This is a genomic window from Brevundimonas sp. (genome assembly GCF_046299595.1).
In the GTDB taxonomy this organism is placed as follows: domain Bacteria; phylum Pseudomonadota; class Alphaproteobacteria; order Caulobacterales; family Caulobacteraceae; genus Brevundimonas.
In genome coordinates this window covers 2,110,692-2,126,469 of record NZ_JBKBHQ010000001.1, presented here as the reverse complement: position 1 = coordinate 2,126,469, position 15,778 = coordinate 2,110,692, and the positions used below count along the sequence as shown (strand labels likewise).

At 71.0% G+C, this 15,778-nt stretch carries 13 protein-coding genes and 1 tRNA gene; 11 read left to right on the top strand and 3 right to left on the bottom strand.

All coding sequences use genetic code 11. The features are described 5' to 3' along the window. Positions 1 to 6: 6 nt before the first annotated feature. The 11 genes from ACK4E3_RS10480 (at position 7) to ACK4E3_RS10430 (ending at position 13,491) form a co-directional block, all read left to right on the top strand. On the top strand, positions 7 to 519 hold the full coding sequence (locus ACK4E3_RS10480; protein WP_409700234.1) for a hypothetical protein: 513 nt from the start codon (positions 7 to 9) through the stop codon (positions 517 to 519). Beyond that, complete coding sequence (locus ACK4E3_RS10475) at positions 519 to 3,179, top strand: glycosyl hydrolase 108 family protein (protein WP_409700231.1); 2,661 nt, start codon at positions 519 to 521, stop codon at positions 3,177 to 3,179. Before ACK4E3_RS10480 ends, ACK4E3_RS10475 begins: the two co-directional genes overlap by 1 nt. Beyond that, entirely contained in the window at positions 3,176 to 5,545 is a 2,370-nt protein-coding gene (locus ACK4E3_RS10470; protein ID WP_409700228.1) for a hypothetical protein, read from the top strand. The genes ACK4E3_RS10475 and ACK4E3_RS10470 overlap by 4 nt, the downstream gene beginning before the upstream one ends. An 11-nt stretch (positions 5,546 to 5,556) precedes the next feature. Further along, complete coding sequence (locus ACK4E3_RS10465) at positions 5,557 to 8,238, top strand: hypothetical protein (protein WP_409700225.1); 2,682 nt, start codon at positions 5,557 to 5,559, stop codon at positions 8,236 to 8,238. A gap of 207 nt (positions 8,239 to 8,445) precedes the next feature. Then, positions 8,446 to 10,752 carry a hypothetical protein gene (locus ACK4E3_RS10460; protein WP_409700222.1) on the top strand — a complete coding sequence of 769 codons (2,307 nt, stop codon included), beginning with the start codon at positions 8,446 to 8,448 and terminating at the stop codon, positions 10,750 to 10,752. A 4-nt stretch (positions 10,753 to 10,756) separates the two neighbouring features. Beyond that, positions 10,757 to 11,137: a hypothetical protein gene (locus ACK4E3_RS10455; RefSeq protein WP_409700219.1), complete on the top strand. Its 381-nt coding sequence runs from the start codon at positions 10,757 to 10,759 to the stop codon at positions 11,135 to 11,137. Beyond that, entirely contained in the window at positions 11,137 to 11,778 is a 642-nt protein-coding gene (locus ACK4E3_RS10450) for a M15 family metallopeptidase (protein ID WP_409700216.1), read from the top strand. The genes ACK4E3_RS10455 and ACK4E3_RS10450 overlap by 1 nt, the downstream gene beginning before the upstream one ends. Further along, positions 11,775 to 12,143: a hypothetical protein gene (locus ACK4E3_RS10445; RefSeq protein WP_409700213.1), complete on the top strand. Its 369-nt coding sequence runs from the start codon at positions 11,775 to 11,777 to the stop codon at positions 12,141 to 12,143. The genes ACK4E3_RS10450 and ACK4E3_RS10445 overlap by 4 nt, the downstream gene beginning before the upstream one ends. Further along, positions 12,088 to 12,318, top strand: coding sequence for a hypothetical protein (locus ACK4E3_RS10440; RefSeq protein WP_409700210.1), 231 nt, complete (start codon positions 12,088 to 12,090; stop codon positions 12,316 to 12,318). Before ACK4E3_RS10445 ends, ACK4E3_RS10440 begins: the two co-directional genes overlap by 56 nt. A 369-nt stretch (positions 12,319 to 12,687) precedes the next feature. Continuing rightward, complete coding sequence (locus ACK4E3_RS10435) at positions 12,688 to 13,104, top strand: GNAT family N-acetyltransferase (RefSeq protein WP_409700208.1); 417 nt, start codon at positions 12,688 to 12,690, stop codon at positions 13,102 to 13,104. Between the two features lie 111 nt (positions 13,105 to 13,215). Continuing rightward, positions 13,216 to 13,491, top strand: a complete 276-nt coding sequence (locus tag ACK4E3_RS10430; protein WP_409700205.1) for a hypothetical protein — start codon at positions 13,216 to 13,218, stop codon at positions 13,489 to 13,491. Positions 13,492 to 13,986: 495 nt separating this feature from the next. Here ACK4E3_RS10430 and ACK4E3_RS10425 read toward each other — a convergent pair. The 3 genes from ACK4E3_RS10425 to phoB all read right to left on the bottom strand — a co-directional run bounded on the left by ACK4E3_RS10425 (position 13,987) and on the right by phoB (position 15,756). Beyond that, positions 13,987 to 14,063: transfer RNA gene (locus tag ACK4E3_RS10425), tRNA-His, on the bottom strand. Between the two features lie 69 nt (positions 14,064 to 14,132). Further along, a complete protein-coding gene (locus ACK4E3_RS10420) occupies positions 14,133 to 14,897 on the bottom strand; it encodes a M48 family metallopeptidase (protein WP_409701244.1) in 765 nt (254 codons plus the stop codon). A gap of 169 nt (positions 14,898 to 15,066) precedes the next feature. Then, a complete protein-coding gene (gene phoB / locus ACK4E3_RS10415) occupies positions 15,067 to 15,756 on the bottom strand; it encodes a phosphate regulon transcriptional regulator PhoB (protein ID WP_409700202.1) in 690 nt (229 codons plus the stop codon). Positions 15,757 to 15,778 lie beyond the last annotated feature (22 nt).

Sequence of the window (15,778 nt, the reverse complement as noted above, 5' to 3'; positions counted from 1 at the left end):
GCCCCCATGCAGACCGTTCAAGCCTTCATGATCCGGCGCGCAGGCCAGCAGGCCGGCCAGGGAGCCACCTCGTCGTTTTCAGGCAAGACGCTGGGCGGCATGAGCCGCGGCGTCGATGCCCTGTCCAGCATCGCCGAGTTCGCCGCAGGCCAGCAGCGCGCCGCCAGCCTGCGCCAGGAAGCGCGCGACGAGCGCCTGGCCGGACGGCTGGAATACACGCGCGCCGACGAGGCGATCAATGCCATCGACGCCCGCTATAACGCCATGGTGGGTGCCCAGCTGGCGGCAACCGGCGAAATGGGCATCGACCCGTCATCGGGCAGCGTGGTGGCCGCGCGCAACGCCTTGCGCGACGAGGCCGACCGCGAGCGCCGCACCCTGCGCAACAGTGCCGACATGAACGCCAGCCTGCGCCGCCTGCGCAGCCTGAACCTGCGCAACCAGGCCCGCAACCAGTCGATCCTCTCCACCGCCAAGCTGGTGATGGACCTCGGCTCCAGCATCGCCGGGGGCCGCTGATGGCCCGCAGCCGGTTCCCCCACGGGGGCGACAGCCCGTTCGGACGCCAGCAGACGGCGGGCAATGTGCCCGGTGCGGCGGGCACCTCGGCACCCGCGCTGGAAAGCCTGGCCAGTTCGGCGCGGGCGCTGGGCCGCGACCTGCGCGAGGCGGCCGACCGCAGGCTGGTGCAGGAGGGCCTTACCGACGCGGCCCGCGATGCGGCGCGCGATCCTTCCCTTGAGGGCTTCACGCCGCGCCGGGGCTTCGACGTGGGCTCGCGCGCCTACAACGAAGCGGCGGGGCGCACCCGCGCGGCGGCCCTGCGCAGCCAGTTCGCCGAGGAAGAAGACCGCAACCGCGCCGCCCATCCCGACAACCCGCAGGCCTATGCCGAGGCCATGGCCGTGACGCGCCAGCGCTTCGAGCAGGCGGCGGCGGTCGATCCGCGCCTGTCGCTGGAGCTGGGCGAGTTCATGACCCTGACCGAGGCGGCGGGCCTTGGCCGGGTGCGCGAGGTGCAGCGCGGCCGCATGGCGGAGGCCGCGCGCGGCGCCCTGCGCGAGACGGCCCGCACCGCCCGCGCCCTGGCCGGGCAAACGGCCACGGCGGCGCAGTTCGACGACAACGGCGCGGCGCTGGTGGGCGCGGCCTTGCAGAGCCATGCCCGCGACCTGGCGCACTATGGCCCGACCGGGGCCTTCGAGCTGGGCGGCGTGCGCTTCGAGGAAGACCCGTCGCGCCTGAACGTGATGAGCGTGGACGATCTGACGGCGGTGCAGATCGAGGTCGAGAACGAGACCCGCGAGGCATGGATGCTGGGCGCGCTGGCGCGCGTGCAGGGTGCCGATGCCCAGATGGCGTTCCTGACCGGCGTGCGCGAGCTGTGGGCGCAGGGCGAAGGCCCCCTGTCGCGCCTGTCGTTTACCGAGTTCGAGCGCCTCAGCGGGCGCATGGAACGGGAGATCGCGGCGACCGCCTCGGGCGAGCGCGCCGAGCGCACCGCCCTGGAAGCCCGCACGCGCGACCTGCTGACCGCGCTGGAGTATGGCGCGGACGTGGACCCCGACGAGCTGCGCGAGGCCGCCCGCCTGTCGGGCGATGTGGGCCTTCAGGCCCAGGTGGAATACCGCCTCGCCTACGGCTGGGAAGTGAGCCCGCAGGAGCGCGCGCGCGGTGCCCGTGGCGGCGAGGGCGGCGCGGGCCTGCCCGGCTTTGCGGGCGCGGTCGATTTCCTGCTGGACCGGCTGGAGGGCGGCGGCCTGGTGCCCGACGACAACGGGGCGGGCCGCAGCCAGTGGGGCATCACCGAACGCAGCCACCCGCAGGCCTGGGCGGACGGGCGCGTCACGCGCGAGGAAGCCGCCGCCATCTATCGCCGGGAATACTGGGAACCGCTGGGCCTCGACGCCCTGCCCCCCGATCTGGCCGTGGCGGTCTTTTCCGCCGCCGTGGTGGGCGGTGTCGGCACGGCGCGCGAGCTGCTGGCCCGGTCCGGCGGCGACGTGGAGCGCTTCCTGCAACTGGAGATGGCCCGCTTCGAGAGACTGGCCGCGTCCGATCCGCGCCATGCCCGCCACCTGAACGGCTGGCGCGCCCGGCAGGGCCGCGTGCGCGGCCAGATCGCCAACCTGCGCCAGAGCCAGCGCGCGGCCGAAGGCTTCTCCAGCGACCCGCTGGAGTATGCGCGCGGCACCCGCACCCGCCCGCCCGTCATGGCCGGTGTGGTCGCCTTAGAGCCCGGCGCGGTCTTTTCCGCCGATGCGGGCGAGCGCCGCGCCTGGGCGCAGGCCGTCGCGGGCCGCCATGCCCAGGGCCGCGAGCTGAACCGCAGCCACAGCGTGCCCGCCCGCGTGTTCACCAATGCCGAGGTGGCGTTCTACAAGGACGCCATCGACGCCGACCCGGTGCAGGCCCTGACCCTGGCGCGCACCCTGTATGACCAGGCCGGACCCGAGGTGGCCCGCGCGGCCCTGCGCGATCTCGGCCGGGGCGGCGTGGCAGGCAGCGACATCTATCTGGCCACCCTGGCCATGAACAACCCCGAGAGCGAGACCTTCGTGCGCGGGGCCATGCGCGGCCGCCAGCTTCGCGCCGAGGGTGCCAGCGCGCCGGTGTTCGAGAGCGTGGGACGCTCGGGCACCCGCCGCCGGGAAGAAAACATCGACCAGGCCCTGCGCCGGTTCGGTGCCGCCTTCGAGAACATTCCCGACGAGATGGCCCATGTGCGCCGGGCCGCCGAGGATCGTGCCATTGCCGCCACCGCCGCAGGCGATCTGCGCGCGGCCGAATGGTATATCAACAGCGCCCTGGGCGGCACCACGGGCAGCAACGGGCGCCGTTACGGAGGGCTGGCCGAGGTGAACGGCCGCGCCGTAATCGCCCCGGTCTGGGCCGAGGCCGGGGCCATGGAGGACATCTGGCGCACCCTGGCCACGAACCTGGCCAGCGGCGCACGCGGGCCGCGCCAGAGCAACGGCCTGCCCATTCCGGCCGCCGAGCTGCGCCGGTTCTCGCTGGAGCTGGACGCGGACGGCACCTATCTGCTGCGCGCGCCGAGCGGGGCGGTGGCCAGCGATGCGGACGGCCGGGTCTATCGGCTGGACCTGGAGGCTTCGCGCGGCTGGCTGCGCCAGCAGATGGGCGAGGCGATCCGGGCCGGTGGAAGGCCCGCCCGATGACCGATCAACCGCTTGAGACGGCCCGCCCGCTGCGCCCCGGTGCCAACCCGAACCTGCGCCGCGAGAACCCCGAGGCCCGGCCCCGCTATCAGAGCCCGGAGCCGTTCTGGGATCAGGTGGGCCGTGCCTTCGTGCGCAATGCCGAGGACGGTTTCCGCACCCGCACGCCGGGGATGCGCGGGGCCGAATGGCGGGATCGCCTGTGGGAGCGTCACCGCCAGATCGAGCGCCTGACCGGCCAGCGCCTGCCGGTGACGTGGGAAATGATGGGGCTGGACGAGGCGCGCGCCGCCGCCCCCGCCGACCCCTTCGACCGGGGCACGCGCAACCCCACGGGCGTCGGCTGGATCGACCCCGAGGACTACGAGGCGCGGCTGGAGGCCCTGCGCGGCCAGTTCCCCCAGCTTGAGGGACTGGAGAGCCGCGACGCCATGTTCGCGCGCCACGACGCGGACCTGCGCGGCGTGCGCGCCCGTGCCATCGAGAGCGCCGAGGCGGGCGGCCTGGCCACGGGCGTGGCTGCGTTCGGTGGCCAGGTGGCGGCGGCCCTGACCGATCCGGCCAATGTGGCGGCGGGCGTGGCCACCGGCGGCTGGGGCTATGGCCGGGGGATCGCCACCCGTCTGCTGGCCCAGGGCGCGGCGGGGGCAGGCATCGAGGCGGCGCAAGCGCCCCTGCGCATGGAGGACGCCCGCACCTTCGGCCCCGAATACGATCTTGGCGAGGCCGCGCTGGATGTGGCGTTCGGCTTTGCCGGCGGCGTGGCCATCGAGGGCCTGCTGACCACGGGCCGCGCGGGCGTGCGCGCGGTGCGCCAGATGACGGGCCGCGATGCCGACCCGCTGGCACGCGGTGCCCTCAACGAACTGGACCGCGTGAGCGAGATCGAGGCGGCCACCCCGCCGGGCGTCGGATACGACGATGCCGCAAATCACCTGCGCCGGGGTGATTTGCCGCCCGACATGGGGCCGGAAAGCGAGCTTGATCAACTGTTTGCGCCGTCCACCCCGCGCGACCGCGCGCCGCAGGTGGCACACTCCGGCACACTTTTGCAACCGGGTTCCGACGCGGCGGGGGCATCCGGTGCGGCGGCTTTCGCCCGTGCCGAGTATCGCGGGCGTGAGGTGTGGTCGGGGCGCTTCGATCCGCGCGAGGTGGCCACCGATGCCCTGCGCTTTCAATACAAGGCCGATGGCGACGCCAGCGGGGTCACGGCCCGCCTGCGCGGCGTGGGCGCGTGGGATGCCACGGCCAGCGGCAAGGTGATCGTGTTCGAGGACTTCGACGGCGGCCGCTTCATCGCCGATGGCCACCAGCGCCGGGGGCTGGCCCTGCGCCTTGTGCAGGAGGGCTTCGAGGACGGGGCCATTCTCGACGGCTATATGTTCCGCGCCCGCGACGGCTGGACCGCGCGCGAGGTGCGCGTGGTGGCGGCCCTGAAGAACATCCGCGAAGGATCGGGCACCATCCTCGATGCGGCCAAGGTGTTCCGCGAGGTGCCCGCCGCCCTGGGCGACCGCAGCCTGCCCGTCACGGGCGACTTCATCCAGCAGGCCCGCCATCTGGCGGCGCTGGGCGACGATGCCTTCCGGGGCGTCACCAACGGCGTCATCACCCCGAAACAGGGGGCGATCATCGGCGAGCTGGCCGTGAACCGGCCCGACCTGCACACCGATCTGGTGGCGCTGGTGCAGAAGGCCGAGCCGCGCGGCGACGCCGCCACGCGCGCGCTGGTGCACGAGGCCCTGCTGGATGACTTCATCGCGCTGGAAGGCGTGCAGGTGGATATGTTCGGCGGCCTGCCCCGCGAGGCCACGGTGATCGCGCGCGCGCGCATCCGCGAGGCCGTGATGCGCGACCTGCAAAAGGACGCCCGCCTCAACGAGACGCTGGTGCGCAATGCCGACGCCATCGAGGCGGGCGGCAATGTGCTGGCGCGCACGGACAACGAGGTGCGGGCCATGATGGACCGGGCCGGTCATGAGCTGGTGTCCAAGCTCAGCCTGCGCAGTGGCCCGCTGGGCGAGCGTTTCAGCAAGGGTGCCGTGGCCGTCACCGAAGGCAGCGCCAGCGTGGCGGGCGTGGCGCGCGAGATCGTCAAGGACATCCGCGCCCTGGTGAAATCGGGCGAGGCGCTGGAGGTGGCGCGCAAGGACGTGATCGACCCCGAGCCCCCGAGCCAGGCCATGCGCGATGCGGCCACGCGCTTCGACGAGCCGGACGGCCCCGGCGCGCGCGAGCAGCTGGAGCCCAAGCCCGAGGACGCGGCCCTGGAAGCGGACCCGCCGCCGGGCCTGTTCGACGATCTGATGGAACCCGAGATTGAGGCCGACACGGCGCGCGTGCTGCGCGCCTGTGCGGTCTAGGAGCGCGCCTGATGAGTTTTCGCCGCTGTATCGACGAGGCGCTGGAGCGCGGCGAGATCGTCGCCGAGGGCGCGGCCAAGGCCCGCGAGGCCTATGACGATGCCATCGAGCAGATGTCGCGCACCTTCGGCCCGGTCGAGGGCGACCGCCGCGCAGGCCAGATCGCCATGGAGCGGCTGGAACGCGAGGCGCTGGAGCGCAAGCGCCAGCGCCTGCTGGCCATGCGGACCCGCCGCCAGATGCTGGAGGACATCGCGGGCCTGAAGACGCAGCGCGGCTATCAGGACGTGCGGGCGCTGGGCGGCGGCGACGGCAAGCCCCCCAAGGACGGCTGGCACCAGGGCGGACGCCCGCCCGGCGACGGACCGGGACGCGGCGGCGCGTGGGCGGCACGGGCGCTGGAGCTGAAGATGGAGAACAAGCCCGGCCTGTCCGGCGCGCCCGGTGCCAGTGCCGAGGGCCGCTATCGCGCCATTCGCGGCGAGTTCGACGCCATGATGGCCGACCTGATCGAGCGGTTTGAAACGCAGTTCGGCCTGAATATGCCGGGCCGCGCCCAGGCCCGGAACATCGTGCGCGAGGCGTTCGGCGAGGACACGGGCGACGCGGTGGCCAAGGCCATGGCCAAGGCCTGGGGCGACACGGCCGAGCACGCGCGCAGGCTCTACAACGGGGCGGGCGGCCATATCGGCAAGCTGGACGGCTGGGGAATGCCGACGAGCTGGGACAGCGCGCGGGTGCGAAACTTCGGCCGCGAGGCGTGGGTGGAACAGGCCCTGCCGGGCCTGAACCGCGACGCCATGATCGACCGGGCCACCGGCCTGCCCTTTACCGAGATGCGCCTGCGCGCCGTGCTGGGCGATGTCTGGGAAAGCATCGCCACCAACGGGGCCTCGCGCCGCGAGGCAGGCGAGCACCTTGGCAAGGGCGCACTGGCCAACAGCCGCGCCGACGAGCGGTTCCTGATCTGGAGAGACGCCGACACCTGGCTGAAGATGCAGGAGGCGTTCGGCACCGGGGATCCGTTCGAGGCCATGATGGCGCACCTGGACGGCATGGCCCGCGACATCGCCCTGATGGAGGTGTGGGGGCCGAACCCCGCCCACGCCTTCGAGTGGATGAGCCGCTTTGCCCTGCGCGAGGCGGCGCTGGAGGAAGCGGCGGGCGTGACCGGCGCCAGCGCCCGCGCCCAGCGCTATGTGCAGACGGCGCGCACCATGATGGAGCACTACAACGGCGAGGCGTCGATGCCCTACCGGCCCGGCGTGGCCGGGGTGGGCCAGGCCGTGCGCGGCGGCCTGACCTCCGTGGCGCTGGGCTCTGCCATCGTGTCGGAAATCCCGAGCGGACTGGTGTTCGGCCGCATGGCCCGCGAGTTTGCCGGGCTGGACCGCAACGGCAGCCTTACCACCATGATCAGGATGGTGGCGGACCCCAAGGCCCGCGCCACGGCCCGGCGCAGCGGTTTCATCATCGAGCAGGCCACGGACGGCTTCGTGCGCGCGACGCACGACAACCTGCGCCTGATGACCGTGGGCGACAAGGCCGAGCGGGGGGCCAATGTGTTCTTCCGCCGCCTGCCGGTGTTCACCCTGCGCGCCCAGGGGATGACGGGCTATGTCAGCGCCCGGAAGCGGGCGCACCGCTTCGAGTTCATGGGCCGCCTGCATGACGTGCGCGGGCGCACCCTTGCCGATCTGAAGCGCGGGGGCGAGAGCGACCGGGCACTGGCGCGCTGGATGGAGGCGCGGGGCTTCACGGCAAAGGACTGGGACACGATCCGCGCCAGCGAGGTGTGGGAGCCGGACACGGGGGCGCAGTTCCTGCTGCCGCGCAACGTGCAGGACCGCGACCTTGCCATGCGACTGGCCGAGGCCATCGAGCTGGAAACCCGGTTCGTCAGTCCCGAGGCGACCTTGTGGACGCGATCCAAGCTGGTGGGCAGCAACCAGCCGGGCAGCGTGGCGGGCGAGGCGCGCCGCTCGCTGGCCATGTATAAATCCTTCTCGGTCACGACCGGATACCTCTATGCCGAGGAAATGGCCTTGCAGGCCATGGCGCGCGGCCAGAGCGCGGGCAGCGGCCAGCGCGCCTTTGCCGGCGCCCTGGCGGCGCGGGCGAGCGGGGCCATGCTGTGGCTGACGCTGGCGGGGGCCATGGCGATCCAGCTGCGCGAGACGGTGAAGGGCAACGATCCGCGCCCCATGGACGATCCGCGCTTCTGGGGCGCCGCGATGATGCAGGGCGGCGGCCTGGGCATCCTGGGCGATTTCTTCTATGCGGCCGAGGCCCGCAACGGCCGCACGGCGGGCATCGTGGGCTTTGGTCCCGTGGGGCAGGTGACGGCGGACCTTTATGACCTGACGGCCGGCAATGTGGTCGAGACCGTGGGCAACATGGCCGATGGCGACGATCTGGACGAGGCCATTGCCCGCGCACGGCCGGGCCGCGACCTGTCGCGGGTCATGCGCAACTACAGCCCGCTCAACACGCTGGTGTGGGCGCGCCTGGCGTGGAACCGGGGCATTGCCGACAACCTTCAGCGGGCGCTGGACCCCGAGGCCGAGGACGTGTTCGAGCGCCGCGCCCGGCGCCTGCGCGACGAGCGCGGCCAGGGGCAATGGTGGCCGGACGGGGCGAACCTGCCCGAGCGCCTGCCCGATCCGGGCAACGCGCTGGAGCGCCGGGACTAAGCGCGAGGCCCTTTTCTTTTTGCGGGCCATCGTCGGGCTTCGCCCTCCCGACCCGAGGCCCTTTTCTTTTTGCGGGCCATCGTCGGGCTTCGCCCTCCCGACCCGAGGCCCTTTTCTTTTTGCGGGCCCTCGTCGGGCTTCGCCCTCCCGACCCGAGGCCCGCATGATCCTGCCTTGCACCGCCGGGGCGCGCGGCATGGTGGCTGCATGGACAACCTGCCCGTCAATGATCGCATCACCGGCCCGCTGATCGCCGCTGGCGGCGAGACGGACCTGCCCGCCGACTTCCCGCTGCTGCGCGAGGACGGCTACGACACGCGCACGGGCATCACCGTGCGGCGCGAGCGCGGCGACGAGACCGTCACCCTGACGTGGGGCGGCGAGGACTTCGACATCATCGACGAGGCGGCCAACAGCTTCACCGTGCGCCTGGCCGCCGCCGCCGAGGCGGGCGACCGCTATTTCATCATCTCGCGCCTGCCCCAGCGCCGCCCGCGCGCGCACGCGGCAGGCGGTGCCACCCGCACCCCGATCCTTGAGGGCGATGCCCGCCAGGCCACCGCCCAGGCGCAGGAGCTGCGGCGGGACGTGGACCGGGCCGTCAGCGCGCCGCCCGGCGAGCCGGGGATGGAGCTGCCGAGGATGCTGGAGCGCGCGGGGCGGATGGCCCTGTTCGGCGCGGCGCTATCGGGCGCGGCCCTCATGGCCTCGGCCTATACCGAAGCCGAGTTCACGGCGGGCGTCGAAGCCGCCATCGACAGCGCCAGCGCCGCCCACGCCAGCGCCACGGCGGCCGCCGCCAGCCTTTCCACCGTGCAGGTGGTGGCCGCCGAGGCCACCCAGACCTATGAGGCCGCGCGCGACCTGGCGGTGGAGGCCATCAGCGCCAACTTCGCCTTTGCCAACCTTTCCTCGCTGCTGGCCAGCGACATCCTGTTTCCTGCCGACACGACCCTGACGTGCCGGGAAGAAGCCTTCTGCTACAAGGTCGCGCCCGCCGTCGCCGTGGACGAGCACCTGACCACGGCAGGCGGCGTCAAGCTGTATGTGCTGCCCGTCGCCGGGCGGCACTACAGCCGCGCGTGGAACATCGGCACCACGGGCGATCAGAGTGCCCAGCTCCAGAAGATGATCGACCATTGCGGGGCCACCTCGCGCCCCGGCGTGGTGCAGACGAACATGACGCTGGCCAGCGGAGTGAAGTTCCGCCACCACGTCCAGCGCTTCGAGTTCCTGGGCGACATCACCTATACCGGCGCGGCGGGCACCACCTGCATCGGCTTTGATCGCGTCGGCACGGCTTATCCCGTCAATCAGCGCATTTCCGGGCTGTCGATCATCCTGACGGCGGACGGGCAGGACGCCATTCAGGAGACCTGTTCCTATTCCAACGTCGAGGCCCGCGTGACCATGAGCGCGGCGGGCTGCACCAACTGTGTGGGCCTGCGCTCGATCGGCGATGTGGAGCACGGCACCGGCCCCTACTACAACACCTTCACGATCCGCTTCCAGGGCTTCAATCGCACGGGGTCTTTCGCCCACGTCACCACGACCAGCACCGGCGACCTGACCGCCAGCCGCGGGCCGAACGCGAACACCTACATCTTCCCGCGCATGGGCCAGTTCCTCGTGCACGTCCTCGACCAGGTGGGCAGCGGCAACCGCTGGGAGATCGGCGCGGTGGAGAACGCCAGCGGCACCGGCGTGGCCTTCCGCGTCGGCCATGCCAGCAGGGCGGCGTCGCTGGCCCAGAACACCTATGTGATCCGCTATCTGGAGAACACGGTCACGGCGTGGGAGAGCACGAGCGGCAAGTTCGGTGCCCAGCATCAGCTCTATATTCACATGCTTACGGGCGGCGGCGCGGTCTCGGACCTCGCCACCAACCTGAACGGCACGGCGGGCATCCTGCAAGTGCAGGACGGGGTGCGTGGCTTCCGCCGCCGGGTGAACAGCACCAACCCGTTCACGATCAGCTGTGCGGCGACGCTTCATCCCCTCATCGACAGTGACAGCAATCCGGGGCTGGACCTGCGCAACAGGGCCACTGATGTCACCGTCCGCATGGACTGTCCGGTCAGTGTGAGCAGCGGCACACACGCGATCCGCTTTGCCGTGGGCGGCACCGCCTTCGTGCGCGGCGGATCGACCGGCTGGTTCTCGGACACGGACAACACGCGCGACCTCGGATCGGCCAGCGTGCGCTGGCGAGCGGCCTATGCCCGGGAGTTTCGCCCCGGTGCTGGCGGCGTCATCTGGACCAGCGGCAGCGGTTCGCCCGAGGGCGTCGTAACCGGGCCTCCCGGCTCGATCTACGCACAGACCGACGGCACCGGCGACACGACGCTGTGGAAGAAGAACAGCGGCACCGGCAATACGGGCTGGGCTCAAATCGCCCAGGTGCGCCGCGCCACGGCGCAGGCCAACTCGACCGCATCAGATGTCGCGGGCCTCGTTTCCGACTTCAACGCTTTGCTGGGACGCCTGCGCACTGCCGGGCTGATGGAGACCTGACCTGATGCCCGCACGCCGCGCCGCCGCCCAGCCCGCCGCATCGCCCGCGCCGCAGACGCCGCGCTGTGCCGACAACGACTGCCAGCGCGAGCAGGCCGCCGCCATGACCGCCATCGCCGCAGAGCTGGCCAACATCCGCACCGGGCTGGAGGCCATCAAGCCTTACCTTGAGACAGCGGGCGAGGTGGCGGGCAAGTGGCTGCGCTTCTGTGCGTTTTTGCGCACGTGGTTCCCGCGCGTCGGCTGGTGGCTGCTGCCCATCATGTTCGGCCTGCTGACCTCGGGCGGTGGCGAGCTGGGGGCGGCGATGGCGCGCTTCCTGACCCACGTTCTGACCGGCGCCGTCGAGAGCGGCGTGCCCCCCACTCTGCCCGGAGCCGGATGATGCTGACCCGAGCCGCTGAAAACGAGGCCTTTGTGCGCCGCGCTCAAGCATGGCTGGGCGTGACCGTGGACGGCCATGCCGGGCCGGTGACGAACCGCGCGTTTGCCGAGAAGATCATGCCGCCCGCGCCGTCCGCGCCGGTGTCGCCCGAGCGACCGGCCAGCGGCTTCGTGCTGGGCTCTGGCAGCCGCGCGAAGCTGTCGGGCGTGCATCCGCGCCTGATCGCCGTGGTGGAACGGGCCATCGCCCTGACGCCGCAGGACTTCACCGTGCAGGACGGCGTGCGCACCGAGGCCCAGCAGCGCGCCCTGGTCCAGCGCGGGGCCAGCAAGACCATGAACAGCAAACACCGCGTGCAGGCGGACGGATACGGCCACGCCGTCGATCTGGTGCCGTGGGTGAACGGGCAGCCGCGATGGGAATGGCCGCTGATCTGGCCCATTGCCGCCGCCATGCACCAGGCCGCGCGCGAGCTGAACGTGGCCCTGACGTGGGGCGGCGTGTGGGATCGCCCGTTCGGTGATCTGGACGGATCGCCCGAGGGACTGGAGCGGGCCGTGGCGGCCTATGTCGCCCGACGCCGGGCGCTGGGCCAGAGCGCCTTTATCGACGGCCCCCACTATGAGCTGAGGGGCGCATGATCCTGCGCCTCGCCAACCCCCTGACCCCGAGCGGATGGGCCGCAATCGCGCTGTGCGGGCTTGTGGTGGCCATCCTCGCCTTGTGCGCTGTCGATCAGCGGGCGCGCCATCAGGAGCGCCAGCGGGCCGCCCAGGCCCTCGCCGAGGCCAATGCACGAGCACTGGAGCGTGACGCCATCGCCCGCGACCGCGCCGCGACGGAGCGCGTGGCGGACATTCTGAAAACCCATGCCGACGAGAGGAAGATGCGCGATGCGCTCGACACCCTGCCTGACGGCCCTCCTTCTGATCGCCGCGTGCGCCTTGCCTGTGAGCGGTTGCGCCAGCAGGGCGACGATCCAGCCGCTATTCCCGCCTGCCGATGACCTGCGCGTCGAGCCGAAGCCCCGCCTCGATCCTGCTGCGCTGGATAGCGAGGCCGCCCTCGATGCGCACGAGATTGCTCTGGAGGCGTGGGGCGAGCGCGGCTGGCGCACCGTCGCGCGCCTCTGCCGATGGGCCGCCGCCAACGGCATGGAGGTGCGCTGTCCCGAGCCTTAGCCCCTGCAATCCTTCGTGGGTCCAGCCCCCGGTCAAGGCCGCGCAACACGGCCGACCATAGAGCGGAAAGCTCGCCTGTGCAGGGGCCGGTGCCGGGAGTTACGGAGGCGACCCGGCCACCGCGTTTTGAGCAGGCATGGCGGTCATACCGGGATCTAGCGCGTCAGCAGGAGGCGGCACCTCATGCACCGCTTGCGGCCATGGTAGCGGCGTGAATGCGTCCACTGGTGGCCCATTGCCAGGCAGAGCAAAAACTTCAAGGGGTTGAACATCGCAGGCCTCCCGGAGAGCGGCCATGGTTTGAAGGATGGCAGCGGCCTTGGCAACTGCGCCCTGCGCTCTCATAGTGCGCGCCGGGAGAAGACGACCATGAAACTACGCGCTGCGACCCTCGACGATGCAGAACGCTTGCTGGAATGGCGGAACGATCCGTTGACCCGCGAGGCGTCGGTGAACATGGACCCTGTGCCGCTCGAAGCCCATGTCGGCTGGCTGACGGCCTCGCTTCAGAACCCGAACCGTACCTTGCTGGTGGCTGAGGTGGACGGCAGGCCGGTCGGAACCGTTCGCATCGACCGGGGCCACGAGACGGAAATGAGCTGGACTGTGGCTCCCGATGCGCGCGGGCGCGGCTTCGGAAAGCAAATGGTCAGCGCCGCCATGCCCGAAGGGACGGTAATCGCGCACATCAAGGCGGGCAACGTGGCCTCGCAGAAGATCGCGCAATCGTCGGGCTTCACCCTGACCCGTGATGAAGCCCTGCAAAGGTGGGAACGGCTGGCCTAGGCTGGCACGAGCGGGCGGGACGGCTGCCCCCCTGCCTTGCATGAGGGTGTGCGGCGATAGGCTCTGCCCATGATCGCCGCCCTGGCGGTCCTCTCACATGGAGACGCCGACATGGCCCTTAATCTCGACAAGCTTTCCAAGGCCGCGAACCCGATTGCCGTCACGGGCCGCGCGCGCAACCAGTCGCACTGGCACTATGACAGCGGCGCCGACAACGCGGCCACCGTGGTCGCCGCAGGCTATTTCAACGGCGCGCGCGAGTATCTTCAGGTGGGCGACCTGATCCTGGCCGAGGTGGCCAACAACGCGGCCCTGCGCTATCTGCGCGTCACCGCCGTGCCCGCCACCGGCGATGTGACCGTGGCGAACATTTCGACCTGGGCCTGATCCCGGCCGGGCCGACGATCACACAGAGGGGCACCCGCGCGGTGCCCCTTTTTCGTGTCCGACTTTGGGCTGCGATGGAAAACGGCCGGAACCGATGCTTTCCGACACAGGCCGGTTGTTAATCCAAAAGTCGGACGCCGTGCAGCGCTCAAGTCATTGAAAATACTGGGACGCCACCGCACCCGTTTCTAAACGAGCGTTAGCGAGCGCGCGAAATCTCCTGCCCGCCTGCCCTGGCGGTGTGGGAACAAACGTCTCGCCCCACGGTTGACTGTGCGGACCTTGAAAAGAGCACATCTCTGATGGGGTTCGGGCCAGGCACCGCCTCCCGGACCCCTTTTTCGTGGCCGGGCCTGGTATCCGTCCTCACGCGCCGCACGGCGACCCGTCCGTGGGGCGCGAGCGTGCAAACCCGCTCATGCCAAGCACTGCAAGGGTATGCTGCACGGGTGAGCCGGAATATCTGCGAAACAGAGGGAGGCGAGCGCATCGCGATGGTACCGCCCTCCCGGATCGAACGGGAGACCTCCAGAGCCACAATCTGGCGCTCTAACCAACTGAGCTAGGGCGGCACATCTCTTCATCGCGTGCGAGCCGTGGTCTCTAGCCGCCCGGCGCGCCGCGATCAAGCACCCTTTGCGCTACCAGCCGCGCTGGGTGATGTAGGCTTCGAGCTCGGCGATGCGCGTCTGGTCGGACGGGTGGGTCGAGGCGAACTCGGGCGTGGAGCCCTGGCGCTGCTGGGCCATCAGCCGCCAAAGCGACAGCGCCTCGCGCGGGCGATATCCGGCAGCGGCCATGTAGTCGACGCCGAGGCGGTCGGCCTCCAGCTCGTGACGGCGCGAGAAGGGCAGCAGCACGCCAAGCTGGGCACCCAGCCCGCCAAAGGCCGCAGCCGCGCGGCCATAGTCACCGGCGGCCCCCTGCACCACGCTGAGGCCCGTCTGGGTGAGGGCGGTCTGGGAATAGCGCTCGGCAGCGTGGCGCGCGACGACGTGGCCGACCTCGTGGCCGATCACCGCGGCGAGCTGGTCATCGTTCTGCACCAGGTTGAGAAGGCCCGTGGTCACGCCGATGTGCCCCGACGGCAGAACGAAGGCGTTGGGCGAGGTGTTCTCGAACACCGCATAGTCCCACGAGCGGTCGGTCAGGTTGGCACCGCGCACGATGCGCTCTCCCACGGTGCGCACACGGTTGTTGAGCGCGGCATTGGTCGAGACGCGCTGGGTGCGCAGCGTCTCGGCCCAGGCCTGCTGCGAGGCCTGGATCAGCGCGCTCTCGTCTACCAGCAGGAGCTGGTCACGCCCCAGCGTCTCGTTGTAGGCGCACGCGCCCAGCGCCAGCACCGAGGCGAGCGAGACGGCGAGCGCGCCCTTGCGCCAGTGTTGGAGCACGCTTCGGTTCATGCTGCGAAGGGGGGTATGGGTGGTCATGCCTGTCTCCCGATCCGTTCAACCGGCCAGCGGGCGTTCCGGCGCGCGTCTGGCAACGAGGATTGCGCGCGCACGATGGCTCATGCGCCCTGAACTGGCTAGACGCGCGAAAGCGGCAAAGGTTGCGCGCCCGCCTGCGCTTTCAGTCCTCGAGATCGAGCGAATAGCCCGCCGAGCGCACGGTGCGGATCGGATCGCGCTCGGCCCCTGTGTTCAGCGCCTTGCGCAGGCGCCCGACGTGCACATCCACCGTGCGCGCCTCGACATAGACATCCGAGCCCCACACCGCGTCCAGAAGCTGCTCGCGCGAGAACACCCGGCCCGGATGCTGCATCAGGTAGTCGAGCAGGCGGAACTCGGTCGGCCCCAGATGCACCTCGCGCCCGCCGCGCTTCACCCGGTGCGCCACCCGGTCGATCACGATGTCGCCGTGCGCGACCCGGTCCTCGGCGAGGCCTGGACGGATGCGCCGCAGCACGGCCCGGATGCGCGCCACCAGCTCGGTCATGGAGAACGGCTTGGTCAGATAGTCGTCCGCGCCCGTGTCGAGCCCGCGCACGCGGTCGCTTTCCTCGCCGCGCGCGGTCAGCATGATGATGGGCAGGTTGCGCGTCTCGGCTCGCGAGCGCAGGCGCCGGCAGACCTCGATGCCCGAGACCTTGGGCAGCATCCAGTCCAGCACCACCAGATCGGGCAGGCGCTCGTCCACCTGCATCAGTCCGTCCTCGCCATCGGACGAGATCACGACCTCATAGCCCTCCTTTTGCAGATTGTACTGCAACAGGGTCGCCAGGGCGTCCTCATCCTCGATCACCAGAATATAGGGCGTCACGCGCAGGCTCCTTGGGTCTGGC

Bases quoted from the DNA above. Each gene is read 5' to 3' on its own strand.
- ACK4E3_RS10480 (WP_409700234.1), top strand. From the start codon at position 7: ATGCAGACCGTTCAAGCCTTCATGATCCGGCGCGCAGGCCAGCAGGCC.
- ACK4E3_RS10475 (WP_409700231.1), top strand. From the start codon at position 519: ATGGCCCGCAGCCGGTTCCCCCACGGGGGCGACAGCCCGTTCGGACGC.
- ACK4E3_RS10470 (WP_409700228.1), top strand. From the start codon at position 3,176: ATGACCGATCAACCGCTTGAGACGGCCCGCCCGCTGCGCCCCGGTGCC.
- ACK4E3_RS10465 (WP_409700225.1), top strand. From the start codon at position 5,557: ATGAGTTTTCGCCGCTGTATCGACGAGGCGCTGGAGCGCGGCGAGATC.
- ACK4E3_RS10460 (WP_409700222.1), top strand. From the start codon at position 8,446: ATGGACAACCTGCCCGTCAATGATCGCATCACCGGCCCGCTGATCGCC.
- ACK4E3_RS10455 (WP_409700219.1), top strand. From the start codon at position 10,757: ATGCCCGCACGCCGCGCCGCCGCCCAGCCCGCCGCATCGCCCGCGCCG.
- ACK4E3_RS10450 (WP_409700216.1), top strand. From the start codon at position 11,137: ATGCTGACCCGAGCCGCTGAAAACGAGGCCTTTGTGCGCCGCGCTCAA.
- ACK4E3_RS10445 (WP_409700213.1), top strand. From the start codon at position 11,775: ATGATCCTGCGCCTCGCCAACCCCCTGACCCCGAGCGGATGGGCCGCA.
- ACK4E3_RS10435 (WP_409700208.1), top strand. From the start codon at position 12,688: ATGAAACTACGCGCTGCGACCCTCGACGATGCAGAACGCTTGCTGGAA.
- ACK4E3_RS10430 (WP_409700205.1), top strand. From the start codon at position 13,216: ATGGCCCTTAATCTCGACAAGCTTTCCAAGGCCGCGAACCCGATTGCC.
- ACK4E3_RS10420 (WP_409701244.1), bottom strand. From the start codon at position 14,897: ATGAACCGAAGCGTGCTCCAACACTGGCGCAAGGGCGCGCTCGCCGTC.